This is a genomic window from Microbacterium capsulatum, assembly GCF_030865425.1.
GTDB classification, from domain to species: domain Bacteria; phylum Actinomycetota; class Actinomycetes; order Actinomycetales; family Microbacteriaceae; genus Microbacterium; species Microbacterium capsulatum.
This window is the reverse complement of the sequence record NZ_JAVFCB010000007.1, coordinates 144,413-171,108: the sequence shown is the minus strand read 5'-3', so window position 1 is coordinate 171,108 and position 26,696 is coordinate 144,413. Positions and strand designations below refer to the sequence as shown.

Below are 26,696 nucleotides of genomic sequence, written 5' to 3'. Positions count from 1 at the left end.
ATCGACAACCATATACCCCCTGGGGGTATTCCCGCACGTCTCAGGAGGATCCGGATCCGGCCCTGTCGGGCGAGGCCACCCGTGCCGTAGTGTCTGCTTCGTGGCCACCGCATCACCGTCACCCGCCGACGCCGGCGACCGGGTGCGCTCGCGGCAGCGCACCGAGGACCGCTGGTTCCGCGAGCTGGGGCTGCCGGCCTTCGTGCCACTGCACCGGTGGTTCACCGACCTCCCGCGCCGCGTCGCGCCGCTCGTCGCCGCGGTCACCGTGCTGGACCTCGTCTTCGGCGACGGGATCGGCCGCGACATCGACGTCTCGCTCGACGTCACCCCGGGTGAGGAGTGGATCGTCTTCCTCGTGATCGTGCTGCTGCTCGCGGCGGTCATCGGCATCGCCTGGACCGCGCATCTGCTCGTCCGGCTGCTGCTGCGGCGGCTCTCGGCGCGGGCGGGCACGGTCGTCGCGCTCGCGGTGATCGCCGGCTCCGCGGTGCTCATCGTGCTCACCGGCTATCTGCTGAACCCGGCGGCCGGGGCCGCGCCCGTCATCGGCGCGGTCGTCGTGGTCGTGCTGTGCGCGCTCGTCACCGGCATGGGCGGCGGGGCGCTCGTCTCCTGGGCGACCCGGCTGGCGGTGCGCAACGCCGCCGCTGTCGGCCACATGGCGTCGATCGCACTCCCCGTGATCCTGATGGTGGTGGTGTTCTCACTGTTCTCCGCCGCGATCTGGCAGGTCACCGCGGGCTTGCGCGGCGGGGCGATAGCCCTGGTGGCGGCGGTCGTCGCCGTGCTCGCGCTGCTCGTGGTGCTGCGGGTGTGCGCCTCGGAGATCGACGAGACCCGGCGGGTGCACACCGACGCGGAGCGCGCGGAGTTGCTCTTCGGCACCCCGGCCGAGCATCGCGGATCCGGCGCCGTCGCCCCGCAGAGGCTGCGCTGGCCGGAGCGACTCAACCTTCTGCTGGTCATGGCGATCGCGCACCTGATGCAGGCGGTGCTGTTCGTGGCGCTGCTGTGGACGCTGCTCATGCTCATCGGCAGCATCGCCGTGCCGGTCGAGGTGATCGAGCAGTGGACGAGCCCGGGCGGAGCGGCGAACCCGCGGCACATCGACCGGCTGGTGATCGCCGGCGCGACCCTGCCCGTCACCGTCAACCTCGTGAAGACGACCGCCCTGCTGTCGATCATCTCCTCACTGCCGTTCGTGTTCGCGGCGGTGAGCGAGCCGCGCTACCGGGAGCGGTTCTTCGATCCGATCATGGCCGACATGCGCCGCGCGATCATCGTCCGCGACGTACTGATGGCCGAGTGACCGACAGCCCCTCAGCGTTCGCGGCGCTCAAAGTGCTGCACATCGACCGTTCTGACGACACTTTGCGCGCGCATCGAAACGGGAAGGGGCCGGGCAAGGACGGGCGGAGGGAGAGGCTCAGGCCCGCAGCAGGGCGTCCTCGAGGGCGACCCAGGCGAGCATCGCGCACTTCACCCGGGCGACGTAGCGGGAGACGCCGGAGAGCGCGGCCGCATCCCCGTACACGTCCTCGTCGAGGTCGATCGCGCCGCGCGAGCGCAGCGCCTCGCGGAACCCGTGGATGAGCTCCGCGGCCTGGGCCCTCGTCGATCCGACGACGAGCTCGGTCAGCATCGACGCGGAGGCCTGGGAGATCGAGCAGCCGGATCCCTCCCAGCTCACCTCGGCGATGCGCTCCTCGCCGCGGGCGGTCGCCACGTGTGCGCGCAGCGTGATCTCGTCGCCGCAGATCGGGTTGCGCTGGTGCGACTCCGCGGTGTGCGGATCGCCCTCGGCGCCGAGCAGCCCCTTGCCGTGCGGGCGCTTGGAGTGGTCGAGGATCAGCTCCTGGTACAGGTCGTCGAGGCCGCTCATGCGTCGGCCTCCTGCTTCTCGGCGGCCCTCTCCACGCCGAAGTAGGCGCGCACGCCCGAGACGGCGTCGAGCAGGCGGTCGACCTCGTCCTCGGTGTTGTAGAGCGCGGCCGACGCGCGCACCGAGGCGGTGACGCCGAAGCGCGCGTGCACGGGCGCGGCGCAGTGGTGGCCGACGCGTACGGCGACCCCGCGGGAGTCGAGGAACTGGCCGACGTCGTGCGCGTGCACGCCGTCGACGACGAACGACTGCAGCGCGACGCGCTCCGCCCCCTCCGCGGCGCCGAGCAGCCGGACGCCGTCGATCGCGCCGAGGCCCTCGCGCAGACGCCGCTCGAGCACCTGCTCGTGCGCGTGGATCCGGTCCATCCCGAGACCCTGCAGGTAGCGGACGGCCGCGGCGAGCGCGATCGCCTGCGACACCGGCTGCGTGCCGGCCTCGAAGCGCTGGGGCGGCGGCAGGAACTCGGTCCGCTCGAAGGTGACGCGCGTGATCATCGACCCGCCGGTGAGGAACGGCGGCAGCGCGGCGAGCACGTCGCGGCGGCCGTACAGCCCGCCGACCCCGTACGGCCCCTGCAGCTTGTGCCCGGAGAACACGGCGAGGTCGACGCCGAGCGCGGGCAGGTCGAGCGGCAGGTGCGGGGCGCTCTGGCAGGCGTCGAGAACGGTCAGCGCGCCGGCCTCACGGGCGAGGGCGACGATCTCGGCGACCGGGTTCACGATGCCGAGCACGTTCGAGACGTGCGTGAACGCGACCACGCGGGTGCGGGATCCGATGACCTCGGCGGCGTGGTCGAGGTCGAGGGACCCGTCGTCGTGGATCCTGATCACGCGCAGGATCGCGCCGGTGCGGGCAGCGAGCTCCTGCCACGGGACGATGTTGGCGTGGTGCTCGGCCTCGGTGACGACGAGCTCGTCGCCGGGCTGCAGCGCGAACCGGGCGCTCGCGGGGGCGCCGCGGCCGAGAGTGGCGTTTCCGATCGCGTAGGCGACGAGGTTGAGCCCCTCGGTCGCGCCATGGGTCCAGACGAGGTCGTCCTGGGCGGCGCCGACGAAGCCCGCGACGGCGGCGCGCGCGTCCTCGTAGAGCTCGGTCGCCTCGGCCGCGAGGGTGTGCGCGCCGCGATGCACCGCGGCGTTGGAATGCTCCAGGAAGCCGCGTTCCGCATCGAGCACCGCCCGCGGCTTCTGACTCGTCGCGGCCGAATCCAGGTACGCGAGAGGCGCCCCGTGCACGGATTCGGCGAGGAGCGGGAAGTCGGCGCGGACGGCGGCGACATCGAGAACGTCGGTACTCACCCTTCAACGCTACGTCAGCGGCGGGCCGGGAGGGCGCGGATCGTCCGACTCCGCCGACCGGGGAATCGACGCAGCGGGATTTCGGAAACATTCCGGGCGCCCTGGACAGAACCCGGACGGGCGCCTATCTTGAGCCGTGGAACGGTATATCGGGGGGTATACATGCCGGGTCGGTCGCGAAAGCTGCGGGGTTTCATCCCCGCAGCTGTCGCGGGCGGATTCCTCGCGCTGGCCTGGGTCGCGCTGTCGATCACCCTCGGATCCGGATCCGCGCGCGCCGCGGAGACCCCGCCGCCGAGCCTCCTGAGCTCGGCGCAGGGCACCGTCCAGGCCGCGGTCGGCGCCGTCCGGAACACCCTCCCGGACACGATCGGCGCCCTCCAGAACACCGTGCAGAGCGCCGTCGCCGCCGCGCCGGACACCGCCGCCCAGGGCGCGGTCCAGGCCGTGCACGACGCGCTTCCCGCACCCGTCGCCGACGCCGTCCCGCAGGTGACACTCGCGCCCGGCGACCAGCCCGCCCCGCCCGTGGTTGCACCGCTCGTCGAGGCCGTCCGCCCGATCCTGCAGACGGTGGCGGGCAGGGCCGACACGGCGATCACGGCGGTCGCGACCACGACCGACTCCTTCTCCCCCGCGCTTGCCCCCGTCGACGCAATGCTGACGAAGGTGCCGGCGGCACTGGGCACGGTGACCGCGGGCCTGCCCGGCGTTGCAGGCTCCCTCGACGGCGCCGTGGGCACCGTGGCCGAGGCCGTGCACGACACGACGGCGATCGTCCCCGCGCTCGTGACTCCGCCCCCGGGGACGTCGGATCCGATCCGATCCGGGCCGCCTGTCGCCGCATCGCCGTCCTCGCCGCCCAGGACGGATCGGGGCCTGCCGCGCGTGCTCGACGGCGGGGCCGCCGTGCTCGCATCCGGTGACGCCGCCTCGGCGCTGAGCCCGCCGGCCGCGCCGGCGAAGGATCCTGCGGGGTCCCCTCCCCCTGGTGCGCTGACCGCGCCCGGAGCGGGATCGTCCGCCGGCGGCGGATCCGGTGATCTCCGGCTCCTCGGAGCCGTCTCCTCGACGTCCGCGGGCGACCGCCTGCTTTCCGTCCGCAGTGGATCCGCGGGCGACGACCGCCTTCCGGCCTCGCCCGTCGCGGACCACGACTCCTCTCCCGACTGATCGGGGTGCGGCCGTCTTCCTGACGGCACGTGTCAATGCGCATCCGCGCAAACCCCGGATCAGAAAAGGAAAAGACCATGAATCGCTTCGTCAAGCGTGCTCTGTGGAGCACGCTCATCGCGGGCGGGATCACTCTCGCCGGCGCAACGGCTGCCAATGCGGCGGAGGCGCCGTCCAGCGCCTCCACCGTCGGCTGCAACGTCGTCAGTTCCACTCTCACGACCGTGACCGACCTGGTGACCGCGACCTGCACTCCGACGCAGGTCGGCAGCAGCCAGCCGGTCCAGAGCAGCACGGCCGCTCTTCCCCAGGTCGCCACGGACGTGGGCACCCTCGTCTCCGACACCCTCGGAGTGGCCGCCCCGCAGGCGCCCGCACCGGGTGGATCCGCCCCGGCCGGCTCGGCTGCCGGCGGAGGCATCACAGTAGGAAGCACCCCCAGTGGTGGCGGAGGCCTCGGGGCGACCGCCACCGATAGCACCGGCACCGGCACCGGGATCGCCACGGCCAATGTCGTCGCGGACACGGCCGTCCCGACCGCGGGCACGACGACGCCGCAGGCGACCGTCACCCTGTCGGACACCGGCACGTCGACTCCGGGTCTGCCGGGAACCGGCGCCCCCGGTGCGCTCACGGTTCCGGTCCCCGGAGTCGGCACGGCAGACGCCGGTGTCGCTCTGGGCGGCCTGAACGGCGGCACAGGCGCCGTCATCCCCGGCACGAAGGACGCCTTGGCCCTGACGACGGGCTCGCAGGGCGTCGCGGCCACCGGCGCCGCCGGCACAGGCACCGGCGCGGCCGGTGTCCTCGCCGACGCGACCGTGCCCACCACCGGAACAGCCCGCACGTTCGCCCTGCCGAACCTCGGTCTGTCGAACCTCGCCGTGCCGAACCTCGCCGTACCGAACCTCGCCGTGCCGAACCTCGCCGTGCCGAACCTCGGCGTGCCGAACCTCGCCGTGCCGAACCTCGCCGTGCCGAACCTCGCCGTGCCGAACCTCGGCGTGCCGAACCTCGCCGTACCGAACCTCGGCGTGCCGAACCTCGGCCTCCAGGGCGGTCCGGTCCCGGCGCTGCCGACACTGCCGGCACTGCCGAACGTGCTGAATCTCCCGGACCTCGTGACCGACCTCCCGGGGCTGTCGGATGTCCTGGCGGCGGCCAGCGGCGACACCGGTGGCGCAGGTGACACGGGCGGCGTCTCCGGCGACGGCGGCATCGGCGCCCTCCCGGGCGGGGTCACCGACCTCGGCTCCCTCCTCGGTCAGGTCGTCACGCAGGCGAACCACGGCTTGAACGCTGTGCGCACCGCGGCCTTCACCGGGAAGAGCGGCAGCCTGGCGCAGACCGGAACGGGCAGCAACCCGTTCCCGCTCCTCGCCGGCGTGCTCCTGCTCCTCGCGGGCGTCGGGATGAAGCGGTTCGGGCTGCACTGATCCGCACCACTCCGGGAAGGGGCGGGTCAGGAGCCCTCCCCTTCCCGGAAGACCGCGCTCCCTCGCGAGTCGGCCTCCGCCGGTTGTCCACAGGCCCTGTCGGGCCGTCCCGCGTGGGCGAGCCCGGCGCTAGGGTGAGCCGAGACCATGAACCCGCTCATCCCGTCCGACCCGGACCTCGTGCTGGCCGCGATCACGCTCGTCGCCATGGCGTTCACCGCCGTGGCGTTCATCTCGCTCATGCTCACGAAGGCAATGCGGCCGTTGGCGTTCCTGCTCTGGGTCGTGCTCGTCTTCGCGCTGCCGGTCGCCGGACCCACCGCCTGGTTCGCCGCGCGTCCGCGATACCGCGCCCCGGATCGAAGCTCCCGGACGCGCCCCACCGTCTGACCAGGCCCCCCGCCGGATCGGCGATCCCGTCCAGACGAGCCGAGCCGCCCGTCACGGCCGGGTGAGCTCCTCGAGCACCTCGACGACGTGCCGGTACGGTCGTCCGGTCGCGCGGGTCATGCCGAGCTCGCAGGTGCGGTTCGCCGAGACGTAGGCGTCGAACCCGCCCCGCTCCTCGTCGGCGGCGGAGATCTCGGCCGCCTCGACCGCGGTGGCGCTCGCGGTCAGCTCGGGGTGCAGCATGCCGCGGTCGCCCGCGAAGGCGCAGCAGCCCCAGCCGTCCGGCACGAACACCTCGTCGGCCACCGCCGCGGCGAGCGCGCGCAGCGCCCCGTTCGCGCCCAGCTGCGTGGTGGAGCAGGTCGGGTGCACTGCGACGGATCGGATCCGCTCCCGCACGGTGAGTTTCGGCAGGGCCTCGCGGGCGAGGAACGTGGTCGCGTCCTCGATCCGCAGACCTGCGTACTCGGGATGGTCGGCAGCGGCCTTGGCGAGCATCACGTGCAGGCCCTCCGTGCAGGACGCGGCGTCGCACACCACGGGCAGCGCGCCCTCGCGACTGGCGGCCCAGAGCGCGGGCAGGACCCGCTCCGACATGGTCGCGTAGCCGGCGAGGTGGCCCTTCGACTTCCACGGCGTGCCGCAGCAGAACGACCCGGCGCCCTCCGGGATGACGACCGCAATCCCCGCCCGCTCCAGCAGTGCCCGCACCGCGTCGCGGGATCCCTCACCGTGCGCGCCCGGCGCAGCGGGCTCGGGACCGAACATCGTGCCGATGCAGGCGCCGAAGAACACCGCCTGCGCGTCGGCCGGATCCTCCGCCCGCGGCGCCCGGGATCCGCCCGCGGGCAGCCCCTGGTCGTACAGCGGCACCGTGTCGGTGCCGAGCACGGCCCGGCCCACCCGGGTCACCCCGGCCACGAGCGGCGCGGGCAGCGCCTTCGCGACGCTCAGCGCCATCCCGCCGCCGCGGGTGATGCCGCCCCATCCGCGCGCCGCGACGTCCCAGATCCGCTCCTCGACCCGGCCGGCCTGCTCGGCCCGCAGCCGCCGCACCAGGTCGCCGGTGTTGATGTCGACCGGGCAGGCCACGCTGCACATCCCGTCGACGGCGCACGTCTGCACCGCGTCGTAGTCGTAGTCGCGGGCGATGTCGGCGACCAGCGCCTCGTCTCCGCGCTCCCGGGCGGCCGCCATGTCGCGGCGCAGCACGATCCGCTGCCGCGGGGTGAGGGTGACGTCCTTGCTGGGGCAGACCGGCTCGCAGTACCCGCACTCGACGCAGCGGTCGACCTCGCCCTCGACGGTCGGCACGATCTTGAGGTCGGCGAGGTACGAGGCGGCATCGTCCGAGAGCACGACGCCCGGGTTGAGGATCCCGTCCGGGTCGATCAGGCGCTTGAGGTCCCACATCAGATCGGTGAGCAGGTCGCCGTACTGCCGCCGCACGAACGGCGCCATGATCCGGCCGGTGCCGTGCTCGGCCTTGAGGGTGCCGCCCTGCGCGAGCACGAGCTCGACGAGGTCCTCGGTGAACCGCTCGTAGCGGGCGAGGCTGGCGGGATCCTCGAAGCGCTCGTTGATCAGGAAGTGCACGTTGCCGTCCTTGGCGTGCCCGAAGATGACGCACCCCTCGTAACGGTGCTTCTCGAACAGCGCGGTGAGCCCCTCGCAGACGCCGAGCAGCCGTTCGACCGGCACGGCGATGTCCTCGAGCAGCGCGGTCGTGCCCGACGGGCGCGCGCCGGCGACCGCGGTGTACAGCCCCTTGCGGACCAGCCACAGCTCGCCGCGCTCGGCAGGATCCTGGGTCATGCGTGCGGGCGTCGTCAGCGGCAGCGTGGCGATGTGCGCGAGCGCCGCCTCGGTGCCCTGCGCCAGCGTGGCGGGGTCGTCGGCGTGCACCTCGACGAGCAGCGCCGCATGACCCTGCACGTCGATGTCGGCGATCGCGGCGGGCACCGTGCTGAGGCCCTGCGCGACCCGGAGCGAGGCCGCGTCCATCAGCTCGATCGTGGCGAGGCCGAGCGCGGTGAGCCCGGGCAGGGCCGCCATCGCGTCGGACAGCGTGTCGAACACGAGCAGTCCTGTCGACGCCTCCGGCTGGATCGGGATCGTGCGGAACCGCGCCTCCGCCACGAAGGCGAGCGTGCCCTCGGATCCGATCACGAGATGCTCGAGGATCCGGACCGGGTCGTCGAAGTCGAGCAGCGCGTTCAGCCCGTAGCCCATCGTGTTCTTGCGGGAGAACTGCCGGGCGACCTCGGCGCTCGCGTCGGGGTCGGCGCGGAGCCGGTCGCGCAGCTCGGCCAGGCCCTCGGCGATCGCGGGCTCGCGGCGGCGCAGCTGTTCGCCGGCGTCGGGCGCGCCCGTGTCCAGGATCGTGCCGCTCGGCAGCACGAGCAGGAGGGACTCGATCGTGCGGTACGAGTTCTCGACGATGCCGCACGCCATGCCGCTCGAGTTGTTCGCGACGACCCCGCCGATCGTGCAGGCGATCTCGCTCGCCGGATCCGGCCCGAGCTTGCGCCCGAACCGCGCCAGCCGGGTGTTCACCTGACGGACCGTCGCCCCGGGCTCGGCCGCGACCGAGCGGCCGTCCTCGGAGACCCGGATGCCGCGGAAGGCCGAGCGGGTGTCGACCATGACATCGCCGGTCACGCCCTGCCCGGACAGGCTCGTGCCGCCCGAGCGGAAGGTCAGGCTGCGGCCGGCCGCGCGCACCGCGTCGAACACCCGTGCGACCGCGGGGGCGTCATGCGGGGCCAGCACCGCATCGGGCACGAGCAGGTAATGCGAGGCGTCGTGCGCCCGGGCGAACCGGTCGATCGTCCGGGATGCGATGCGCACGTCGGGGCCGAGCACGGCCTCGTCGAGCGGGGCCCGTTCGACAGGCTCAGGGACCGTGGTGGCGGGCATGGGATCTCCTCGCACGAGGTTCGGGGGATCCGACCAGTATCGTCCTCCGCGCCCCCTCTTGGCGTCGACGCCCCCTCTGCCGGACGCCGCTGTGAGGGGGCGCAGACGACATGAGGGGGCGCGGACGAAGGACGCGCCGGTTGGCGTGCCTCGACGGCGTCTGCGTCAGCCGTACACGGGTGATACCGGATCCATCACCCGGAACACGCCGTCCACGAGCACGGGCACGGTCCTCGACACGTCGACCTGCGCGGCGAGGTCGACGTCGGCGCCCTCGCCGTCCTCGCGCAGCTCCACGCCGCTCGTGGAGGCCGTGAAGAGGTGCCGGATCGCGCGGGAGAGGCCGGTGTAGGAGGCGCACGCGGCGGCGGCCTCGGGCGAGCAGGCGTCGATCCCGAGCGTGCCCAGGGCGTCGATCACGGCGCCCGCGGTGAGCATGTCCTCGACGGAGAAGCGCACCGTCTCGTCGTCGCGGACCTCGCCGGCGGCGACGACCGCCACGCGCGCCCGGCGGCCGAGGCCGTGCTGGTGCGCCAGGATCCACTCCGCGACGGCGGTGCGGTTGCGCAGCGATGCGGCGATCACCGGCACCCCGAAGGAGGCGGCTGCGGCCGCGAGCCGCGATCCGTTGAACGAGGTGACGACCGCGCGGGTGGCGCCGAAGGCCGCCACGTTCTCGGCCGTGAGGCTGGACGGGGACAGCGAGACGCCAGGGTCCCCGCGCCGTCCCGCCAGCCGGGCGTCACCGAAGGCTCCCTCGGCCGCCAGGCGCTCGGCCTCGTCCCGGCCCCCTGCGAAGGGCTGCACCTCGATGCCCTCGGCGACGGCGCGCTCCACGGTGGTGCTGAACGAGACGGCGTCGACCAGAACCACGACGCCTGCTCCGGGCGCGATCGAGCGCAGTCCCTCGTGCGCCCATTCGAAGCGCACCTCGTAGTCCTGCTGCAACGGCTGATCCGGGGAGAGCGGTGTCCTCACCCCGGAATGCTACCCGCGCCCGGATCGCGCCGGCTCGGACCGGATAGCCTGGTTCCCGCGAATCCGGCCGGGAAGAAGGGGACGGCGATGTTCGACAGCCCGCTCTCCGCCTCGGCCTACGAGGTGCTCGGGGTGGCCGCGACGGTCGACCACGAGGAGCTCCGCCGCGCCTACCGGCTGCAGCTGCGCCGCACGCACCCCGACACCGGCGGCGACGCGAGCGTGTTCATCCAGGTGCAGCGCGCATGGGAGCTGGTCGGCACCCCGGAGCTGCGCGCCGCCTACGACCGCGGGCACGGCTTCGCCGAGGACGACACCGCCTGGGACGGCTGGCGCGCCCCGTCCGCGCGCACCGACACCCGGCCCCGGGCGAAGTCCTCCGGTGAGGCGGGCGGACGGCAGCGCCGGAGGTTCGTCGCCCTCGTGCAGGAGTGGGCCGGATCCGCGGTCCCGGATCCCTACGACCCCGCGTTCGTGCGCACCGTCCCGCGGGAGCTGCGCCGGCTGCTCGCCGACGCCCTCGCCGAGGAGGACACCGCCCGCTCGGTCGGCGACCTGGGCATGGGCTTCACGGCCTGGCACGACGTGGCGGTACCCGCCGGGCCGGCCGCCGGCCCGAACACCGCGCAGGAGCTCGACAAGCTCGCCCACATCGTGCTCGGGCCGTCCGGTCTGTACGGACTGATGTCGGCCGATTTCGGCGGGATCGTGCGGTTCCGCGGCGGCGAGGTCATCGGCACGGAGGCGGGCGGGCCGGCCGGGGACCGCGCCCCGATCACGGCGCTGCTCACGCAGATCCGCGTCGTGTCGCGGGCCGCACGGGTGAAGTTCGGCGGCGCGATCCTCGTCCTCCCCGACGACGACCTGGCGCAGGCGATCGTGCCGCTCGGCAGCATCCGCGGCACCACCGTGGTCGTCGTCCGGCGCAGCGCCCTGCGGACCCTGCTCCGCGAGGGCGTGCCCGGATCCCGCACGATCGGCGGCACCGAGCTGTTCGACCTGCGCACCCGGATCCAGCACACCGTGCGCTTCGCCTGAGAACGACACCTGCGCACGCGACCCAGGCCCATGGTCACCATGCCCACGGCGGACGATCATGGGTGTGTGCGCATCCGGCGCGCCCGCGATCGGAGGAGGGAGGACCGGCGATGACGGATCAGGATCTCACGAGCCGCCCCGCACCGGGATCCCCGACGCCGGGCGAGCACACCGGTGCCGCGGATCCCGCACCGGCCCTCCTTCGCCGCACCTCCGCCTCTCCCCGCCCCGCGGACCCGCCCGCGGTCGCACGTCTGCACTCGAGCACCCGCCGCGCGCTCTCCGCCGCTCTCGTCATGATCGCGGTGTTCGCGTTCCTGCTCGGCGCCGTCGAACTGGGCGCCGGAACGATGACGCCCGACTCGCTCTGGGTCGTCGCGCTGTTCACCGGGGTGTTCTGGATCTGGGTGGCCGCAGGTCTGCTCGCCTGGTGGCGTCGGCCGTCCAACGGCACGGGCCTGCTCATCGTCGTCGGCGGGATCGCCCTGTTCCTCGCCGGACTCGGCAACCTGCAGGTCCCGGCGCTCGCGATCCTCAGTGCGGTGTTCGCGACGAGCCCGCTCGCGATGACCGTGCACCTGCTGCACGCGTTCCCCTCCGGGCGCCTGCGCGGACGCCTGTCGATCGTGACGGTCGTGCTGGGCTGGATCTCCTGCCCGGTGTTCCAGCTCGCGCTCGTGCTCATCCCGGTGAGCGCCCGCACCGCGTTCGACATCGTCGCGACGGCGCAGAAGACGCTCGGGATCTCGGTGATGATCCTGACGGCGATCGTGCTGGCCCGCCGGCTCGTCGCGGCGGATCCGGCGCACCGTCGCGTGCTGCTGCCCCTGTTCGGCTACGGGATCGTCGCCGTGCTCGTGCTCGCCTTCGCGCACACGGTCGTCCAGGCCCTCGGCGGCGATCCGGCCGTCGGCGGCGTCGTGCAGCTTCTCGTGTCGGCGGCGATCCCGATCGCGTTCCTGCTCGGCGTGCTGCTCGGCGGCTTCCGGCGCACCGGCGACCTCGAGCCGCTGAGCGCGTGGCTCGGCGCGAGCGGCGCGGGTGGGACCGCGGTCGCCCGGGCGCTCGCCTCCACCCTCGGCGACGACTCGCTGCGGGTCGTCTACTGGTCCGAGGAGCGCGAAGAGTTCGTCGACGCGGATGGCGTGCCGATCGACCCCGCCGAGCGCGGCCCGGATCGCGGGTGGTACGAGGTGCACGTCGGGTCGCGTCTCGTCGGCGCGATCGTCTACGACACCCGGATGACGGCCGATCCGGGTCCGGTGCGCCGCGCCGGCGACGTGCTCGCGATCGCCGTCGACCGGGAGCGCCTGACGACCGAGCTGCTCGCGACCAACGAGGCGCTCATGCAGTCCCGGATCCGTCTCGTCGAGACCGCCGATCGGGAGCGTTCGCGTATCGCGCAGGATCTGCACGACGGGATCCAGGTCCAGCTCGTGCTGCTGGCGCTCGGCGCGCAGACGATCGCGAACGCCCCCGACGCGAGTCCGGAGACGAGCGAGGCCTCGGCGCGGCTGCGACAGGGGATCGACCAGGCCGCGGCGGATCTGCGGCGCCTCGTGCACAACGTGCTGCCCGTCACGCTCACGGAGCGCGGCCTCACCGCGGCGGCGGAGGACCTCGTCGACCGGCTGTCGATCCCGGCGACCCTCGACACCGACGTCGACGACGCCGCGATCTCGGCGACGACCGCGCACACGGCGTACTTCATCATCGCGGAGGCGCTGACGAACACCGTCAAGCACTCGAAGGCGTCCTGGGTGCGCGTGGCCCTGCACGCCGACCGCGGCAGGCTGCACATCGACGTGCGCGACAACGGGATCGGCGGCGCCGACCTCCGGCGCGGCGCCGGCCTGCACGGCCTGCTCGACCGCGTGGACGCCCTCGGCGGGCGGCTGCAGGTGCGCTCCGATCCGGGACACGGCACCGAGGTGAGGGTGGAGCTGCCATGCGCGTGATCATCGGCGAGGACGAGGTGCTGCTCCGCGAGGGGCTGCGGCACCTGCTCGCGCAGGACGGGTTCGAGGTCCTGGCCGCCGTCGGCGACGCGGAGACGCTGCGCGAACACGTGGATCTGCTGCAACCGGACCTGGTGATCACCGACATCCGGATGCCTCCGACGCACACCGACGAGGGACTGATCGCCGCGCTGCGGATCCGCGAGGCGCATCCCGGGCTTCCCGTCGTCGTCCTCTCGCAGTACGTGCAGCGCCGCTACGCGACCGAGCTGCTCGACCAGAACGGCGGCGGCTTCGGCTATCTGCTCAAACAGCGCATCGCCGACGTGACCACGTTCACCGCCGATCTGCGCCGGGTCGCCGCGGGCGGCACCGCCCTGGATCCCGAGGTCGTCGCGGTGCTGGTGACCCGGGCCAGCCGGGCGAGCGGAGCGGTCGGATCCCTCACCCCGCGCCAGCTCGAGGTGCTCTCGCTCATGGCGGAGGGCCGCAGCAACGCGCGGATCGCCGCGGACCTGTTCCTCTCCGAGAAGGCGGTCGTGCAGCACACGTCGCACATCTACTCGGCCCTGGGCCTGACCGTGGACGGCGACGACCACCGGCGCGTGCTCGCCGTGCTGCGGTTCCTGGCGTCGGTCGCAGAGGAGTACCGCTGGCCGGACCGGTCACCGAGCCCCTCTGCAGGTCCGTGAGCGCCTCGGCCGGTCCCTGAGCTCGTCGATGGGCCCGGCAGAGCACGGTGAGGCCGCTTCGACAGGCTCAGCGACCAGGTCCACGTCCGGCCGGTCCCTTAGCTTGTCGAAGGGCCCGGCCGAGCACGATGAGGCCGCTTCGACAGGCTCAGCGACCGGATCACGTGCGGCCGGATCCCGCCCGCGCTACGAGCGCGGCGGCGGGGCGTACGCCGTGCCGAGCTCGCCGCTCAGCGCGACGAGGAGCCGCACGGCCGGGGTCTGGCAGATCGCGTCACCCGGGTCGTCGGCCAGGGTGGGCGAGTTCTTGCAGCCGCCCGAGGCGATGTCGCTGTTGGTCTGCACGGCGACCGTGGTGTCGGTCGCGGTGTCGTAGTACAGCGAGCTGTTGTAGCCGGAGATGTCGCCGGTGTGCCCGACCCAGCCGTTCGAGCAGCTCATCCCGAAGCCGTAGCCGATCTTCGAGAACGAGGTCAGCCGCATCTGCTGGCTCTGCGCGTCGACGAGGCCCTGCCCGGTGCCGAGCGCCCGGCCCATCGTGAGGAGGTCGTCGATGTCGGAGATGATCTCCCCGGCGGTGAAGCTCCAGGCCGGGTTCCAGCTCGTCGAGTCGGTGGGGGCGGTCGGGGTCGCGTCCGGTCCGTTCAGCGTGTAGCCGTGCGCGTACGGGGCCGGGATCGCGGTGGAGCCGTCCGGCCAGGACGTGTTCTTCAGGTGCAGCGGGTCGATGATCCGCAGCTGCAGCTCGCGGCCGAACGACAGTGCGGTCACCTTCTCGATCACCTCCCCGAGCAGCACGGTGTTGGTGTTCGAGTAGCTGAAGCCCGTGCCGGGCTCGAACAGCGGCGAGAGCGGCACGGCGGCCGCGATGAGCTGGTCCGGGGTGTACACGACCGACGGATCGGCGAGGTAGGCGTCCACGAGCCGCTCGTTCATCGTGTAGCTCGCGACGCCGCTGGTCATGTCGGCGAGCTGCCGGAGCGTGATCGTGTCGCCGTTCGGGATCCCCGGCACGTACTGCCCGATCGTGTCGTCGAGCTTCAGCTTCCCCTCCTCGGCGAGCTGCAGCACGATCGTCGTCGTGTACATCTTCGTGAGCGACCCGATGCGGGTGTGCATGCCGATCCGCATGGGCGTGCCGGCGGCGGGATCCGCGGATCCGTAGGCCGTGATCCAGGTGCCCTGGGGCGTGCGCACGCCGACGATCGCCCCCGGCGAGGCGCCGAGCGCGAACGCCCTCTTCGCGGCGGCGTCGAGCTTCGCAGCGGTCGCGGCCGGCAGCGCCGACATCGTGCGCGCACCCGGGGTGGCGGAGGCGGCCCTGGCCGGATCCGCGACGCAGGTGCTCGCGGCGGGAGCGGACGGCGAGGGCGTGCCGGAGGGCGTGCCCGACGGCGAACAAGCGGTCAGGACGAGGGCTCCGGCCGCCGCGAAGACGGCGAGCGCGCGAAGAACGCGGGACGATCTCATCTCATCCTCCGTAGATGCTCTGCATGAGTGCGACGGCGATCGTGGCGGCGGGCGGGCGGCCGTCCGCAGCGGGGGCGAGGTTCGACCAGACGACGATCGTCACCCTGTGCACGGGGTCGTAGCCCATGAACGAGTTGTACCCGGGCAGTTCGCCGGTGTGGCCGTAGAGCGGCCCGATCTCGGCGATCCCCCAGCCGTACTTCGCGTCGGGCAGCGCGACCTTCACGGGCTGCACGCTCGTCAGGCGCTCCCTCTGCAGCGTGCCACCGAGCGCGCCTCCGTCGCCGAGCGCCTCCACCCAGTGGGCGAGGTCGCGGATCGTGGAGATACCGGATCCGGCCGCCCACGCCCACGACGGGTTCAGGTCGGTCGTGTCGCTCGGCAGCAGCGTGCCGGCCTTCGCCTGGGCGAGCTGGTCGGGCGGGAGCGCGCTGGTCTCGATCGTGTCGACGTTGTTCGAGTACATGTAGCCATGCGCGTACGGTGCCGGAAGCGACGCGTCGGTGATCGCCGGGAACGACGTCTCGCGCAGCCCGAGCGGGTCGAACAGCCGGGTCCGGAGGATCTCGGCGAGCGGCCTGCCCTCGATCTGCTCGGCGATGAGGCCGAGCAGCACCGTGTTGGTGTTGGAGTAGTTCCAGCCGTCGCCGGGGGCGAACGTGGGCGGCTCGGCGAGCCCCATGGCCGCGAGCTCCTCCGGATCCCAGGCGCGCGACGGCTGCGTGTCGAGCGCCGTGTTGAGGGCGAGCGTGGTCGTGTAGTTCGCCAGCCCGCTGCGCATCGTGAGCAGCTGCTCGATGGTGATCCGGTCGCCGTTCGGCACGTCGGGGCGGTACTTCGACACCTTGTCGGTGAGCGCGAGCTTCCCCTCCTGCACGAGCTGCAGGATCACGGTGCCCGTCATCGTCTTCGTGTTCGAGCCGATCCGGAAGTGGTCGTCGAGCGACACCGGAGTGGATCCGCCGAGCGTCGTCACGCCGTACGTCGCGGTGATCTCTCCCTGCGGCGTGCGCACGAGCATCGCCGCGCCGGGCTGCCCGAGCTCCTTCGCGAGGCCGGCGAACCGGGTGCGCAGTGCCGCTGGGTCGACGGTCACGGTCGCCGCAAACGGAGACGGCGCGACACGGCCGGACCCGCCCGGTCCGGCCGTGCAGCCCGAGACGAGCAGGCCGATGGCCACGATCGCGGCGGCCGCGAACCCCCGGCGGGTCCCGTCCGATGTCACCATGCCCGGCCTCTTCTCGTCGCACTCGTCCCGCCCTGCGGCGGAACGCCCTCCGGTCACCCCTCCGCTCCCCTGCCGTCCAGTCTCCCGAGACACCCGACGCGGCGGAATGGGTCTACGTCTATTCCTTGTCCGGCACGGCGGTGCCAGAGTTCTGGTGACACAGCTCTGCAGGAAGGGACACCCATGGTCTCCGCACGCCTTGCCACGCCGATCGCCCTCACCGCCGCGCTCCTCCTGCTGGCGGGTTGCTCGGGGCAGCCCTCGACCGGTCCGACCTCCCCGGGCAGCCCGACTCCCGCGATCGTGGTCCCCGCGGTCTCGACCTGCGTCGCCGATCCCGCCGCCGTGATCGCCCGCACCGCCGACCTTCCGACCAGCGCCATGCCCGCCGACCTCACCGCGACGATCGACAAGGCCGCCCAGGCGGGCTTCTCCGCCGCCTCCGCGAAGGGCGCGGTCGTGGCGGTGCAGTCGCCGAAGGGGCTGTTCCTCAAGGCCTACGGCATCGCGGATCCGGCGACCGGCGCGCCGATGACGACGGACGTCTACCAGCGGGTCGGATCCATCACGAAGCCGTTCACCGGCACGCTCACGATGCAGCTCGTCGCCGACGGCAGGATCGGCCTGGATGACCCGATCTCGAAGTACGTCGACGGCGTGCCCAACGGCGACAAGGTCACGATCCGCATGCTCGCGGACATGACCAGCGCCGTGACGAGCTACACGAAGGACGACGGCTGGCAGAAGATCTTCTTCTCCGAGCCGACCAAGGTGTGGACCCCGGACGAACTGCTGAAGGCGGGCCTGTCCCTCAAGCCGCAGGACTTCGCACCCGGCACGGCGTTCGACTACTCCAACACGAACACGATCCTGCTCGGCAAGGTCATCGAGAAGGTCACCGGCAAGAGCTACCAGGACGTGCTCGCCGAGAAGATCACCACTCCGCTCGGCATGACGCACACGATCTTCCCTGGCGGATCCGCGGCCTTCCCCGACCCGCACGCCCAGGGCTTCACCCTGCAGGGCGGCCACGGCACCCCGGACAACCCCGCGAACGCGACGGACTGGAACCCGTCGTGGGGGTGGAGCGCCGGCGAGCTGATCTCGAGCGCGCAGGACCTGCTCCGCTTCGGTCGTGCCGAGGCGACCGGCGCCGGACTGCTGCCGGCGAAGCTGCAGACCGAGCGGCTCACCTCGTTCCGCGAGTTCGCCGGAGCCGGCACCGGCGGCTACGGGATCGGCTGGGGCTGCCAGAACGGCTGGGTGGGCCACACCGGCGAGCTGCCCGGCTACAACACCTCGATGTTCTACAGCACCAAGGACGACACGACCGTGATCGTGCTGTCGAACAGCGACATCCCCACCGGCAAATGCGAGGCGCGCACCCTCACCGACAACCCGACGGACCTGCCGTGCAGCTCCCCCGCGACCCGCGTCTTCACCGGGATCGCGACGGCGCTCGGCACCCCGTTCGCCCCGCAGAAGAAGTAGCGGACCGTCAGCAGTCGACAGGCCGGTCAGGAGTAGCCGCGGCGCAGGAGCATCCCCGCGGCGCGGTCGAACTCCTCCGCCGTGGGGATCGCGAAGTCGAGCGCGTTGGCGTTGCGCGTGATGACGGCGAACACGGCCGCGACCGCCGCCGCGTCCTCGAGCTGCTCGGCGGTGGCACCGGCGTCGAGGGCCTCCCGGGCCTCGGCGGCCGACAGCCCGTCGGGATCCTTCGTCATCGTCTCGAGGAAGGCGAGCGTCGCGCGCAGCGGCTCGCCGATCGGCGCGGTGCGGTAGTCGGTCAGCACGGCGTCGGCGACGGCCGCGTCCATGCCGCGCACCGAGATCGCGCGATGCGCGCCGACGCAGAACGGGCAGTCGTTCCACGACGCGACCATCGCCGCCATGAGTTCGCGCTCGGACACCGTCCACGGGCTCGGCGCGCGCATCGCCCTCTGCGTCCACGCGCCGAGCGCCGGGCCCGCGAAGCCGCGGTCGTAGAACGCGACCCGGGCGGCGTCGGGCAGGCGGTAGCCGGCGACTCGGGAGATCAGCCGGATCAGCAGCCGGTGCCGGAGCGTGTCGCCGCGCTCGACCTCATCCAGCCGCATCCCGCGCCTCCTCGATCGCCCGGATCGCCGCATCCCAGCGACGCAGCCCGGCGCCGACGCCCGCCGCGAGGACGACCTCGAACGCGCCCAGATCGGATCCTGCCGCGTCCCGCACCGCGGCGACCTGCGCGTCCGTGACGCGGTAGGAGGCCTCGCCGATGGTCCGCGCGAGATCGGCGTACGGCTCCCGCGCGTCCGCCTGCTCGTCCGCGCCGATCCGCAGCGCGGCGGACGTCGCGGCGGGATCCGCGCCGGCGCGCGCCCGCCGTCGGAGCTCCTCGGCCAGTGCCCGGTGGCCCGTGTCCGCTGCCATCCCTCGAACCTACTCCGCGGCGCCGACGGCGACACGGGGCCGGAAGCATCGGCGGGCCCGGGCCGACCTGATCGGCCGGCGAGTCCCGCCGACGCGACCCTGCATCGTCGCCCCCTCTGACCGTCCGCGCCCCCTCGCACCGACGTCGGCAGGAGGGGGCGCGGACGGTACGCGGGGGCTACGACGAGAGAGTCGACTCGCCGGCCGAGGATGCGGGTCAGTTCTCGGTGCGCGCAGGCGACGGCCGCGGCGCGGGGAGATCCTGCGTGGCGGCCCAGCTGGCAAGCAGCCGCAGGGCGTCGGCCGAGGCGGATCCGGGTTCCGCGGTGTACGTGGACAGCATCAGCCCCGGATCGGCGGGCAGGTCGAACGCCTCGTACGTCAGCTCGAGGTCGCCGACGACCGGGTGATGCAGCTTCTTCAGGCCGGTGCGGTGGTAGCGGACGTCATGCGCGGCCCAGAGCGTGCGGAACCGCTCGGAGCGCGTGGACAGCTCGCCGACGAGGTCGGTCAGCCGTCGGTCGTAGGGGTTGCGTCCGGCCTCGCCGCGCATGGTGGCGACGAGCTCCTGCGTGACCCGGTCCCACTCCGGGTAGAAGTCGCGCGCCGCCGGATCGAGGAACGCGAACCGGGCGCTGTTCGGCGCCGGATCGGCGAACACCGGGGAGTAGAGCGCGCGCCCGAGACGGTTCGCCGTGAGGTAGTCGAAGTGGGAGCTGCGGATGAGCGCGGGTGCGTCGGAGATCGCGTCGAGCAGGCGCTGGATGCTGGGGCGGATCGCCTCGGCGCGCGTGCGCGGACGGCGTGCGACCGGCGAACCCTGCGCGGTGCGGGCGAGGTCGTGCAGGTGCGCCGTCTCCGCCTCGTCGAGCTGCAGCGCGCGGGCGAGCCCGTCGAGCACGCTGTCGGAGGCGCCGGAGAGGTCGCCGCGCTCGAGCCGGGTGTAGTAGTCGACGCTGACGCCCGCGAGCAGCGCGACCTCCTCGCGGCGCAGTCCGGGCACGCGCCGGTTGCCGCCGAACGCCGGGAGCCCGGCCCGGTCCGGCGTGATCCTGTCGCGACGACTGGACAGGAACTCGCGCACTTCGCTGCGGTGGTCCATGCCTCCGACGCTACGCCGCCGCCCCGGGCGATGGGAGGGCCTGACGGTACCCGTCATCCCGCCCCGCGTCGTCACGGATCCAGCCCTTCCTCACACACGGCTGGGATACCGTGGCGGCATGACTGGTTACGACAAGGAGCGCCCCTTCCCCTGGAGCGCCTGATCGACCTCGCCCCCGGGGCGTGGATCCTGCTCGCCCTCGCGGGCACGATCGTCGGACTCTCGAAGACGGCCCTGCCGGGCGCGAACACGATCTCAATCGCCGTCTTCGCCGCGATCCTGCCCGCGCGGACGTCCACCGGCGCGCTCCTTCTGCTGCTGATCGTCGGCGACATGTTCGCGCTGCTCAGCTACCGGAGGCACGCGCACTGGCCCACGCTGCTGCGCCTCGCACCGGCGGTGGCGGCGGGCCTCGTCCTGGGGGCGGTGTTCCTCGCGTTCGCCGGCAACGGCGTCGTGCGGCCGGTCATCGGTGCGATCCTGCTCGCGATGACCGGCATCACGCTGTGGCGCCGGCGCCGGGCCCCGACCGCGGCCGAACCGCACGGGCACCTCGACACGACCCTCGGCTACGGCACCCTCGGGGGCTTCACGACCATGGTCGCCAACGCCGGCGGCCCGGTCATGTCGCTGTACTTCCTCGCGATGCGCACGCCGGTGAACGTGTTCCTCGGCACCGCGGCGTGGTTCTTCGCGATCGTGAACCTCGTGAAGGTGCCCGTGCTCGTCGGCCTCGGGCTCATCACCGCGCCCGTGCTGCTGCTGGACGCCGTGCTCGTGCCGATGGTTGTCCTCGGCGCCCTGTTCGGGCGATGGCTGATCCCCCGCATCCACCAGGGGGTGTTCGACCGGATCGTGCTCATGCTGACGGTCCTCGGCGCCGCCTACCTGCTCATCCCCTGAGCCGGCCGGCTTCCGGGATCCTGCCCCGTCGCCGGCGAGGTCCCGACCCCGCCCGCGATGGTGACGGGTCCGTGTGCGCCGCCGGGCGTCGGCCGCTAGCGTGGGCGACATGACCGACAGCGCCGCACCGATCGATGCCACCACCACCCAGGCCTGGGCCGAGCTCACCGCGCACCACATCGTGTTCGCGCCCGATCTGCGCACCTGGTTCGCGGAGGATCCGGGTCGCGCGGACCGGCTCAGCCTGCCGCTGGCCGACCTGCACGTCGACCTGTCGAAGAACCTGGTGACCCACGACATCCTCGCCTCGCTCGTGCGCCTCGCTGCGCAGACCGGCGTCGCGGAGCGGTTCGAGGCCATGCTCTCGGGCGCGCACATCAATACCACCGAGGATCGCGCGGTGCTGCACACGGCGCTGCGCCGCCCCGCCGACGCCTTCCCCGCCCTCGTCGTCGACGGCCAGCAGGTCGACGCCGACGTGCACGAGGTCCTCGACCGGGTCGCCGCGTTCGCGGACCGGGTCCGCTCGGGCGAGTGGACCGGGATCACCGGCAAGAAGGTCACGCACGTCGTGAACATCGGCATCGGCGGATCCGACCTCGGCCCGGTCATGGTCTACGAGGCTCTGAAGCCCTACGCCGACGCGGGCATCGAGGCCCGCTTCATCTCCAACATCGACCCGACCGACCTGGCGCAGAAGACGACGGGCCTGGATCCCGAGACGACCCTGTTCATCGTCGCGTCGAAGACCTTCACGACGCTCGAGACCCTCACCAACGCCCGCCTCGCCCGGGACTGGCTCTGGGAGCGGCTCGCCGCGCAGGGCGTGGACGTCGCGGGCGACGACGCGAAGAACGACGCCGTCGCGCACCACTTCATCGCCGTGTCGACCGCGCTCGACAAGGTCGCCGCGTTCGGGATCGACCCGCAGAACGCGTTCGGGTTCTGGGACTGGGTCGGCGGCCGCTACTCGGTCGACTCCGCGATCGGCACGTCGCTCGCGATCGCGCTCGGGCCCGACGTGTTCGCCGATCTGCTCGCCGGCTTCCACGCCGTCGACGAGCACGTGCGCACCACGCCGCTCGAGCGCAACGTGCCGGTCCTGATGGGCCTGCTCAACGTCTGGTACGGCAACTTCCTCGGCGCGCAGTCGCACGCGGTACTGCCCTACGCGCAGCAGCTCAGCCGGTTCCCCGCCTACCTGCAGCAGCTCACGATGGAGTCGAACGGCAAGTCGGTGCGCTGGGACGGATCCCCCGTCACGACCGAGACGGGCGAGGTCTTCTGGGGCGAGCCGGGCACCAACGGGCAGCACGCGTTCTACCAGCTCATCCACCAGGGCACCCGGCTGATCCCGGCCGACTTCATCGCCTTCGCGAACCCGGCCTATCCGCTCGCCGACGACGGCCGCGACGTGCACGGCCTGTTCCTCGCGAACTTCCTCGCGCAGACCAAGGCGCTCGCCTTCGGCAAGACGGCGGAGGAGGTCGAGGCCGAGGGCACGACCGGCCCCCTCGTCGCGGCGCGCACGTTCGCGGGCAACCGCCCGACGACGTCGATCTTCGCCGCCGCACTGACCCCGGCCGTGCTCGGCCAGCTCATCGCACTGTACGAGCACATCACGTTCACGCAGGGCGTGATCTGGGGCATCAACTCGTTCGACCAGTGGGGCGTCGAACTGGGCAAGCAGCTCGCCCTGCAGATCGCCCCCGCGATCGAGGGCGACGCCGACGCGACCGCGGCGCAGGATCCGTCCACCCGCGCGCTGCTCGCGTATTACCACGCGCACCGGCGCTGACGTCGGGGCCGCCGGTCCGGAGGGATCCGGGCCGGCCGCTGACGATCGATGACGGCGGCTCAGTACGGCGCGACGAGGCCCTCGAACATCGGGAAGTGCTTCACGTTGCGGGTGAGCAGCTGCGCTTCGAGATGGATCGCCGTGGCCGCGATGACGAAGTCGGCCGCGTCGATCCCGTTGTACGCGGGGAGCCAGCGCCGCCCGAGCTCTCCCGCGAGTTCGGCGACCCTCCGATCGACCGGATGCCAGGTGATCGCCTCGAGCAGCGGCTCGATCAACCGGAGCTCTCGGTCGCGGATCAGGATGAGCAGCTCGGCGCGGACGGCCTCACTCGAATGGAGGGCGCCCCGATCGATCGCGTCGAACAGCGCCCTCCGGGCCGCGGGAACGCCGCGGCTGTGATCGATGAGCACGGAGGTGTCGATGAGACTGCTCATGCGAGACCCGACAGTCGCCGACCGGAGCGCAGACCGTCCACCAGCTCCTCCCCGGAGACCTCCCTCGCGATCGTCCCGAAGCTCGCGTCGATCAGCCCGCGAAGACGCTCGGGATCGCCGACGTCACCGTACGTCGAGTGGATCGCCTCCCGGATCAGAGCGCTCATCGAACTGCCGGTGCGGCGGGAGACCGCGTCGAGCACGCGACGGTCGTCGTCGCTGAGGGAGATCTGGGTCCGGGTCAGCTTCATGATGTAACCAGATTACATCATGTCCGCTCTGACGGATCCGCCGCCTCGACCGCGGCGAGCGCGTCGAGCGCACCGCGGGTCGGCGCGATCCGGACGAGCGCCCGGTACAGCCTGCGCAGCGCGGCGCGGTCGGTGACGCCCGTGCGAGCGCGGTCGCAGTGCACCGACTGGATCGCGGCCTCGAGCTGGAACCTGCCGGGCTCGCCGCTGTCAGCGACCCCGCTGAGCCGGGCGGCCCTGCCCTCCCGGGCGGCCCGGTGCAGCAGCGCCTCGCCCTCGGCGATCAGCGCGCGGTCCCACAGGGCGGGATCCTGCTCGTCCAGCGAAGGCCAGGGATCCCCGATCCGCGCGGGCGCCCGGGACTGGGCGAGCGTGAGCAGCGCGGCCAGGCCCCACGCCTCCGGATCCGTCTCGAGCAGGGTCGCGGTGAGGACGGCGAGCCAGCGGGCCTCATCGGCGATCGAGGCGCGCACGTCGTCGTGCCGGTCGAGCCAGTCCAGCGCGTAGGCGCCGTAGATCGCCTCGAGCACCGCGGTCGTGCGCGCAGGCATGTCGGCGCGGGTGGGCAGGGCGAACCGGATCCCCGCGTCACGGATCTTCCGCTTCGCCCGCACCAGCCGCTGCGCCATCGCGGCCGGCTCGACGTCGAACGCCCGGGCGACGCGAGCGGCGTCGAAGCCGAGCACGGTCTGCAGCATGAGCGGCGTGCGGATCGCGGGGTCGATCGCCGGGTGCGCGCACGCGAACAGCAGTTCGAGCCGGCGATCCGGGATCCGGTCCCCGTACTCGACGAGCGCGTCGACGTCGAAGCCGCCCGGGCCTTCCCCGGCAGCGTCGAGCGGCACGCTCGTGCGGTGCGCGGCCGAGCCGAGCACGTCGCGGAGTCGGTTGCGTGCCACGGTGAGCAGCCATCCTTCCGGGTTGTCCGGCACGCCGGCATCGGGCCAGGTCACGAGCGCCCGTTCAAGCGCGTCGGCGAGGCTGTCCTCGGCGAGCGCGAGATCGCCGGTGCTCGCCGCGAGCAGGGCGACGAGCCGGCCGTACGAGGCCCGCACCGCGCGTTCGGCGGCGGTGCGCACCTCGTCGGTCGCGGCCATCGGCGGCTACTGGACCGGCGCGGCGCCCTGCCAGGCGCCGTCGACGAACCGGGTCGCGATCGGGCGCACCTCGACGGCGCCCCAGGCGACGGAGGGGGCCCTGCCCGCCCAGGCGATCGCCGCGTCGAGGTCGTCGACCTCGATCACGAAGGATCCGCCGAGCTGCTCCTTCGTATCGGCGAACGGGCCGTCCTGCACCAGGAGCTGCCCGTCGCGGACGCGCACGGTCGTGGTGACGGCGGAGGGGTGCAGCACCTCGGCGCTGCGCAGGACACCGGCCTCGTCGAGGGCCTTGGCGTACTCGTCGAAGGCGCGCATGCCCTCGGCGAGGGCCTCCGCCCCGAGGTCCTCGGCGCTCATCTCGGGGTACTGCAGCAGAAGCGTGTAACGCATGATCCGTCCTTTCGTGAGGATATCGACATCATGGTGACGATCGAAGGGGGCGCCGATCGACATCCGGATCCGGATCCGCCGGCACCGGCCGGTCAGGACAGCATGCGTGCGGAGGCCGCGGTCGCCAGCCGGCGCGGCGCGATCCGGCCCAGGGCGATCAGCACCTTGTTCCGCCGGCCGGAGACCATGCTGCCGGTCCGGCCGCGGTCGAGGGCGCGGAACGTCTCGGCGACGACCTGCGCGGGCGTCTGCGACCCGGTCTCCATTCGATCCGCGTGCAGGCCGGAGACCGCGCGGAACTCGGTCGCGGTCGCGCCGGGGCACACCGCGAGCACCTGCACGCCCTGCCCGCGCACCTCGTACGCCACCGCCTCGGTGAAGGAGAGCACGAACGCCTTGGTCGCGCCGTAGACGGCCATGCTCGGGCAGGGCTGGAACGAGCCGGTGCTCCCGAGGTTCACGACGACGCCGTGCCCCGCGGCGACCATGCCCGGCAGGAACTCCCGGGTGAGTGCGACGAGCGCCGCCACGTTGAGGTCGATCATCTCGGCGGTGCGCGCCGGATCCGCGTCGAGGAAGTCGTCGTGCAGGCCGAAGCCGGCGTTGTTGACGAGCGCACCCACCCGGATCCCCCGGGCGTCGATCTCCGCGCGCAGCGCCGCGGCAGATCCCGGTGCGGCGAGGTCCGCGGCGATGGCGGTCGCGGTCACCCCGAAGTCGGCGGAGAGCTGCGCGGCGAGCGCTTTCAGCCGATCCTCGCGGCGGGCGACCAGCACGACGTCGATCCCGCGACGCGCGAACTCGTTGGCGTAGGCCGTGCCGAGACCGGAGCTGGCGCCGGTGACGAGGGCGGTCGTGCCCGTGAGCCGTAGTGTCATGAGATCAAATTAGACGCCCGCGGCCTTGGCGGCGCCCGGGAGTCCGCACCCGGATCCTGCCCCCGGCGTCCGGCCCCGGGAGCCCGGCCGGCCCGCGCCTCAGACCGCGTCGACGAGCGCCTGCGCGAGCGGGTGCCACGGCCGCGACGCGGGCCCCGCGAGCACGAGCCGGCGCGGGCGGGGGGCTGCGAGCGGCCGCATCACCAGGTCCGCCGGCAGCATGCCCCGGCCGAGCGATGGCACGATCGCGACGCCCATGCCCTGCTCGACCATCCGGAACAGGGTGCTCATCTCGCGCACCCGGTGCGAGTAGGTGAACGCCAGACCCTCCTCGTCGTGCATCCGGCGGACGTGGCCCTCACAGCCGCCGGCCGAGACGATGAGCCCGTCGACCTGCAGCTCGGCGAGCGGGATGCCGTCGAGCCCGGCGAGCGGATGGTCCGCCCGGACGACGGCGGCGAACTCGTCCGTCGCGACGAGCTTGCCGCCGGGCGGGGTCGGCGAGGGCTCGACCAGGATCGCGGCGTCGACCACACCGGCCTCCAGCCACTCCGGCATCTCGTCGTCGTCGCCTTCGTAGATCTGCACGTCGACGTGCGGCAGCCGGGCCGCCCACAGCGGCAGCAGATCCGGCAGCAGCCCCTGGCAGACGGTCGCGACGGCGCCGAGCCGGACGGATCCGGTCAGCGTGCCGTCCTGGTGCACCGCGCTCTCCAGCGCCGAGACGGAGGCGAGCACGGCGCGGGCGTGCTCGAGCACGCGCTGCCCGATCGCGGTGAGGGCGACGCCGTTGTCGCGCTGCAGCACGCGTCCGCCGATCTCCCGCTCCAGGCCCGCGACGGCGTGCGAGACGGCGGACTGGCTGATACCCAGGCGGTCGGCCGCCGCCGTGAAGGATCCGTGCTCCGCGACGCTCGTGAGCGCCCGCAGCTGCGCGAGGGTGAGGGACATCCAATC

Annotated in this window: 25 protein-coding genes; 10 read left to right on the top strand and 15 right to left on the bottom strand. The window is 72.8% G+C overall.

The annotated features are described in order from the left end of the window. Positions 1-100: 100 nt before the first annotated feature. Positions 101-1,312, top strand: coding sequence for a hypothetical protein (locus tag RBR11_RS13190; protein WP_308489810.1), 1,212 nt, complete (start codon positions 101-103; stop codon positions 1,310-1,312). Positions 1,313-1,429: 117 nt separating this feature from the next. On the opposite strand, the gene sufU is transcribed toward RBR11_RS13190, so the two are convergent. Further along, positions 1,430-1,885, bottom strand: a complete 456-nt coding sequence (gene sufU / locus RBR11_RS13185) for a Fe-S cluster assembly sulfur transfer protein SufU (protein ID WP_308489809.1) — start codon at positions 1,883-1,885, stop codon at positions 1,430-1,432. Then, positions 1,882-3,186, bottom strand: coding sequence for a SufS family cysteine desulfurase (locus tag RBR11_RS13180; protein WP_308489808.1), 1,305 nt, complete (start codon positions 3,184-3,186; stop codon positions 1,882-1,884). Before RBR11_RS13180 ends, sufU begins: the two co-directional genes overlap by 4 nt. A 162-nt stretch (positions 3,187-3,348) precedes the next feature. On the opposite strand from RBR11_RS13180, the gene RBR11_RS13175 reads away from it, so the two are divergent. The 3 genes from RBR11_RS13175 (at position 3,349) to RBR11_RS13165 (ending at position 6,185) form a co-directional block, all read left to right on the top strand. Further along, entirely contained in the window at positions 3,349-4,359 is a 1,011-nt protein-coding gene (locus RBR11_RS13175) for a hypothetical protein (RefSeq protein WP_308489807.1), read from the top strand. Positions 4,360-4,436: 77 nt separating this feature from the next. Then, positions 4,437-5,795 carry a hypothetical protein gene (locus tag RBR11_RS13170; protein WP_308489806.1) on the top strand — a complete coding sequence of 453 codons (1,359 nt, stop codon included), beginning with the start codon at positions 4,437-4,439 and terminating at the stop codon, positions 5,793-5,795. Positions 5,796-5,942: 147 nt separating this feature from the next. Then, positions 5,943-6,185, top strand: coding sequence for a PLDc N-terminal domain-containing protein (locus RBR11_RS13165; protein WP_308489805.1), 243 nt, complete (start codon positions 5,943-5,945; stop codon positions 6,183-6,185). A gap of 51 nt (positions 6,186-6,236) precedes the next feature. Here the strand turns inward: RBR11_RS13165 and RBR11_RS13160 are convergent, their stop codons facing one another. Beyond that, positions 6,237-9,104, bottom strand: a complete 2,868-nt coding sequence (locus tag RBR11_RS13160; protein ID WP_308489804.1) for an FAD-binding and (Fe-S)-binding domain-containing protein — start codon at positions 9,102-9,104, stop codon at positions 6,237-6,239. 165 nt (positions 9,105-9,269) lie between these two features. Next, the gene (locus tag RBR11_RS13155) at positions 9,270-10,082 is read right to left on the bottom strand and encodes a 2-phosphosulfolactate phosphatase (protein WP_308489803.1); all 813 of its coding nucleotides are present in this window, start codon (positions 10,080-10,082) and stop codon (positions 9,270-9,272) included. 87 nt (positions 10,083-10,169) lie between these two features. Here RBR11_RS13155 and RBR11_RS13150 point away from each other — a divergent pair, with 87 nt between their 5' ends. The 3 genes from RBR11_RS13150 (at position 10,170) to RBR11_RS13140 (ending at position 13,770) form a co-directional block, all read left to right on the top strand. After that, positions 10,170-11,120 (top strand): J domain-containing protein, encoded by a 951-nt coding sequence (locus tag RBR11_RS13150; RefSeq protein ID WP_308489802.1) that lies wholly within the window; start codon positions 10,170-10,172, stop codon positions 11,118-11,120. Positions 11,121-11,230: 110 nt separating this feature from the next. Beyond that, complete coding sequence (locus RBR11_RS13145) at positions 11,231-13,078, top strand: sensor histidine kinase (protein WP_308489801.1); 1,848 nt, start codon at positions 11,231-11,233, stop codon at positions 13,076-13,078. Further along, positions 13,069-13,770 carry a response regulator transcription factor gene (locus RBR11_RS13140; protein WP_308489800.1) on the top strand — a complete coding sequence of 234 codons (702 nt, stop codon included), beginning with the start codon at positions 13,069-13,071 and terminating at the stop codon, positions 13,768-13,770. The genes RBR11_RS13145 and RBR11_RS13140 overlap by 10 nt, the downstream gene beginning before the upstream one ends. Before the next feature lie 186 nt (positions 13,771-13,956). On the opposite strand, the gene RBR11_RS13135 is transcribed toward RBR11_RS13140, so the two are convergent. Both RBR11_RS13135 and RBR11_RS13130 read right to left on the bottom strand, forming a co-directional pair. Beyond that, positions 13,957-15,240: a serine hydrolase domain-containing protein gene (locus RBR11_RS13135; RefSeq protein WP_308489799.1), complete on the bottom strand. Its 1,284-nt coding sequence runs from the start codon at positions 15,238-15,240 to the stop codon at positions 13,957-13,959. Position 15,241: 1 nt separating this feature from the next. Next, positions 15,242-16,468 carry a serine hydrolase domain-containing protein gene (locus RBR11_RS13130; protein ID WP_308489798.1) on the bottom strand — a complete coding sequence of 409 codons (1,227 nt, stop codon included), beginning with the start codon at positions 16,466-16,468 and terminating at the stop codon, positions 15,242-15,244. Between the two features lie 183 nt (positions 16,469-16,651). Between RBR11_RS13130 and RBR11_RS13125 the strand changes: the two genes are divergently transcribed. Next, positions 16,652-17,959 (top strand): serine hydrolase domain-containing protein, encoded by a 1,308-nt coding sequence (locus RBR11_RS13125; protein ID WP_308489797.1) that lies wholly within the window; start codon positions 16,652-16,654, stop codon positions 17,957-17,959. 26 nt (positions 17,960-17,985) lie between these two features. Here the strand turns inward: RBR11_RS13125 and RBR11_RS13120 are convergent, their stop codons facing one another. The 3 genes from RBR11_RS13120 to RBR11_RS13110 all read right to left on the bottom strand — a co-directional run bounded on the left by RBR11_RS13120 (position 17,986) and on the right by RBR11_RS13110 (position 19,982). After that, entirely contained in the window at positions 17,986-18,567 is a 582-nt protein-coding gene (locus RBR11_RS13120) for a carboxymuconolactone decarboxylase family protein (RefSeq protein WP_308489796.1), read from the bottom strand. Continuing rightward, a complete protein-coding gene (locus RBR11_RS13115; protein ID WP_308489794.1) occupies positions 18,554-18,880 on the bottom strand; it encodes a hypothetical protein in 327 nt (108 codons plus the stop codon). The genes RBR11_RS13120 and RBR11_RS13115 overlap by 14 nt, the downstream gene beginning before the upstream one ends. Before the next feature lie 217 nt (positions 18,881-19,097). Then, on the bottom strand, positions 19,098-19,982 hold the full coding sequence (locus RBR11_RS13110) for a helix-turn-helix transcriptional regulator (RefSeq protein WP_308489793.1): 885 nt from the start codon (positions 19,980-19,982) through the stop codon (positions 19,098-19,100). 150 nt (positions 19,983-20,132) lie between these two features. On the opposite strand from RBR11_RS13110, the gene RBR11_RS13105 reads away from it, so the two are divergent. Both RBR11_RS13105 and pgi read left to right on the top strand, forming a co-directional pair. Continuing rightward, positions 20,133-20,885 (top strand): sulfite exporter TauE/SafE family protein, encoded by a 753-nt coding sequence (locus RBR11_RS13105; RefSeq protein WP_308489899.1) that lies wholly within the window; start codon positions 20,133-20,135, stop codon positions 20,883-20,885. Positions 20,886-20,994: 109 nt separating this feature from the next. Beyond that, complete coding sequence (pgi, locus tag RBR11_RS13100; protein WP_308489792.1) at positions 20,995-22,683, top strand: glucose-6-phosphate isomerase; 1,689 nt, start codon at positions 20,995-20,997, stop codon at positions 22,681-22,683. Positions 22,684-22,742: 59 nt separating this feature from the next. Here pgi and RBR11_RS13095 read toward each other — a convergent pair whose 3' ends face one another. The 6 genes from RBR11_RS13095 to RBR11_RS13070 form a co-directional block, all read right to left on the bottom strand. Further along, entirely contained in the window at positions 22,743-23,120 is a 378-nt protein-coding gene (locus RBR11_RS13095; protein ID WP_308489791.1) for a type II toxin-antitoxin system VapC family toxin, read from the bottom strand. Further along, positions 23,117-23,371 (bottom strand): ribbon-helix-helix protein, CopG family, encoded by a 255-nt coding sequence (locus RBR11_RS13090; protein ID WP_308489790.1) that lies wholly within the window; start codon positions 23,369-23,371, stop codon positions 23,117-23,119. The genes RBR11_RS13095 and RBR11_RS13090 overlap by 4 nt, the downstream gene beginning before the upstream one ends. Before the next feature lie 17 nt (positions 23,372-23,388). After that, complete coding sequence (locus RBR11_RS13085; RefSeq protein WP_308489789.1) at positions 23,389-24,468, bottom strand: RNA polymerase sigma factor; 1,080 nt, start codon at positions 24,466-24,468, stop codon at positions 23,389-23,391. Positions 24,469-24,474: 6 nt separating this feature from the next. Continuing rightward, on the bottom strand, positions 24,475-24,861 hold the full coding sequence (locus tag RBR11_RS13080; protein WP_308489788.1) for a YciI family protein: 387 nt from the start codon (positions 24,859-24,861) through the stop codon (positions 24,475-24,477). A 92-nt stretch (positions 24,862-24,953) separates the two neighbouring features. After that, positions 24,954-25,739 (bottom strand): SDR family NAD(P)-dependent oxidoreductase, encoded by a 786-nt coding sequence (locus RBR11_RS13075; protein WP_308489787.1) that lies wholly within the window; start codon positions 25,737-25,739, stop codon positions 24,954-24,956. A gap of 99 nt (positions 25,740-25,838) precedes the next feature. Then, a complete protein-coding gene (locus RBR11_RS13070; RefSeq protein ID WP_308489786.1) occupies positions 25,839-26,690 on the bottom strand; it encodes a LysR family transcriptional regulator in 852 nt (283 codons plus the stop codon). Between the last annotated feature and the right edge of the window lie 6 nt (positions 26,691-26,696).

What these genes read in the sequence shown, in the direction of transcription:
- RBR11_RS13140 (WP_308489800.1), top strand. Translation starts at nt 13,069, where the DNA reads ATGCGCGTGATCATCGGCGAGGACGAGGTGCTGCTCCGCGAGGGGCTG.
- RBR11_RS13160 (WP_308489804.1), bottom strand. Translation starts at nt 9,104, where the DNA reads ATGCCCGCCACCACGGTCCCTGAGCCTGTCGAACGGGCCCCGCTCGAC.
- RBR11_RS13075 (WP_308489787.1), bottom strand. Translation starts at nt 25,739, where the DNA reads ATGACACTACGGCTCACGGGCACGACCGCCCTCGTCACCGGCGCCAGC.
- RBR11_RS13170 (WP_308489806.1), top strand. Translation starts at nt 4,437, where the DNA reads ATGAATCGCTTCGTCAAGCGTGCTCTGTGGAGCACGCTCATCGCGGGC.
- RBR11_RS13090 (WP_308489790.1), bottom strand. Translation starts at nt 23,371, where the DNA reads ATGAAGCTGACCCGGACCCAGATCTCCCTCAGCGACGACGACCGTCGC.
- RBR11_RS13115 (WP_308489794.1), bottom strand. Translation starts at nt 18,880, where the DNA reads ATGGCAGCGGACACGGGCCACCGGGCACTGGCCGAGGAGCTCCGACGG.
- pgi (WP_308489792.1), top strand. Translation starts at nt 20,995, where the DNA reads ATGACCGACAGCGCCGCACCGATCGATGCCACCACCACCCAGGCCTGG.
- RBR11_RS13145 (WP_308489801.1), top strand. Translation starts at nt 11,231, where the DNA reads ATGACGGATCAGGATCTCACGAGCCGCCCCGCACCGGGATCCCCGACG.
- RBR11_RS13085 (WP_308489789.1), bottom strand. Translation starts at nt 24,468, where the DNA reads ATGGCCGCGACCGACGAGGTGCGCACCGCCGCCGAACGCGCGGTGCGG.
- sufU (WP_308489809.1), bottom strand. Translation starts at nt 1,885, where the DNA reads ATGAGCGGCCTCGACGACCTGTACCAGGAGCTGATCCTCGACCACTCC.
- RBR11_RS13150 (WP_308489802.1), top strand. Translation starts at nt 10,170, where the DNA reads ATGTTCGACAGCCCGCTCTCCGCCTCGGCCTACGAGGTGCTCGGGGTG.
- RBR11_RS13125 (WP_308489797.1), top strand. Translation starts at nt 16,652, where the DNA reads ATGGTCTCCGCACGCCTTGCCACGCCGATCGCCCTCACCGCCGCGCTC.
- RBR11_RS13070 (WP_308489786.1), bottom strand. Translation starts at nt 26,690, where the DNA reads ATGTCCCTCACCCTCGCGCAGCTGCGGGCGCTCACGAGCGTCGCGGAG.
- RBR11_RS13095 (WP_308489791.1), bottom strand. Translation starts at nt 23,120, where the DNA reads ATGAGCAGTCTCATCGACACCTCCGTGCTCATCGATCACAGCCGCGGC.
- RBR11_RS13135 (WP_308489799.1), bottom strand. Translation starts at nt 15,240, where the DNA reads ATGAGATCGTCCCGCGTTCTTCGCGCGCTCGCCGTCTTCGCGGCGGCC.
- RBR11_RS13110 (WP_308489793.1), bottom strand. Translation starts at nt 19,982, where the DNA reads ATGGACCACCGCAGCGAAGTGCGCGAGTTCCTGTCCAGTCGTCGCGAC.
- RBR11_RS13120 (WP_308489796.1), bottom strand. Translation starts at nt 18,567, where the DNA reads ATGCGGCTGGATGAGGTCGAGCGCGGCGACACGCTCCGGCACCGGCTG.
- RBR11_RS13130 (WP_308489798.1), bottom strand. Translation starts at nt 16,468, where the DNA reads ATGGTGACATCGGACGGGACCCGCCGGGGGTTCGCGGCCGCCGCGATC.
- RBR11_RS13175 (WP_308489807.1), top strand. Translation starts at nt 3,349, where the DNA reads ATGCCGGGTCGGTCGCGAAAGCTGCGGGGTTTCATCCCCGCAGCTGTC.
- RBR11_RS13080 (WP_308489788.1), bottom strand. Translation starts at nt 24,861, where the DNA reads ATGCGTTACACGCTTCTGCTGCAGTACCCCGAGATGAGCGCCGAGGAC.
- RBR11_RS13165 (WP_308489805.1), top strand. Translation starts at nt 5,943, where the DNA reads ATGAACCCGCTCATCCCGTCCGACCCGGACCTCGTGCTGGCCGCGATC.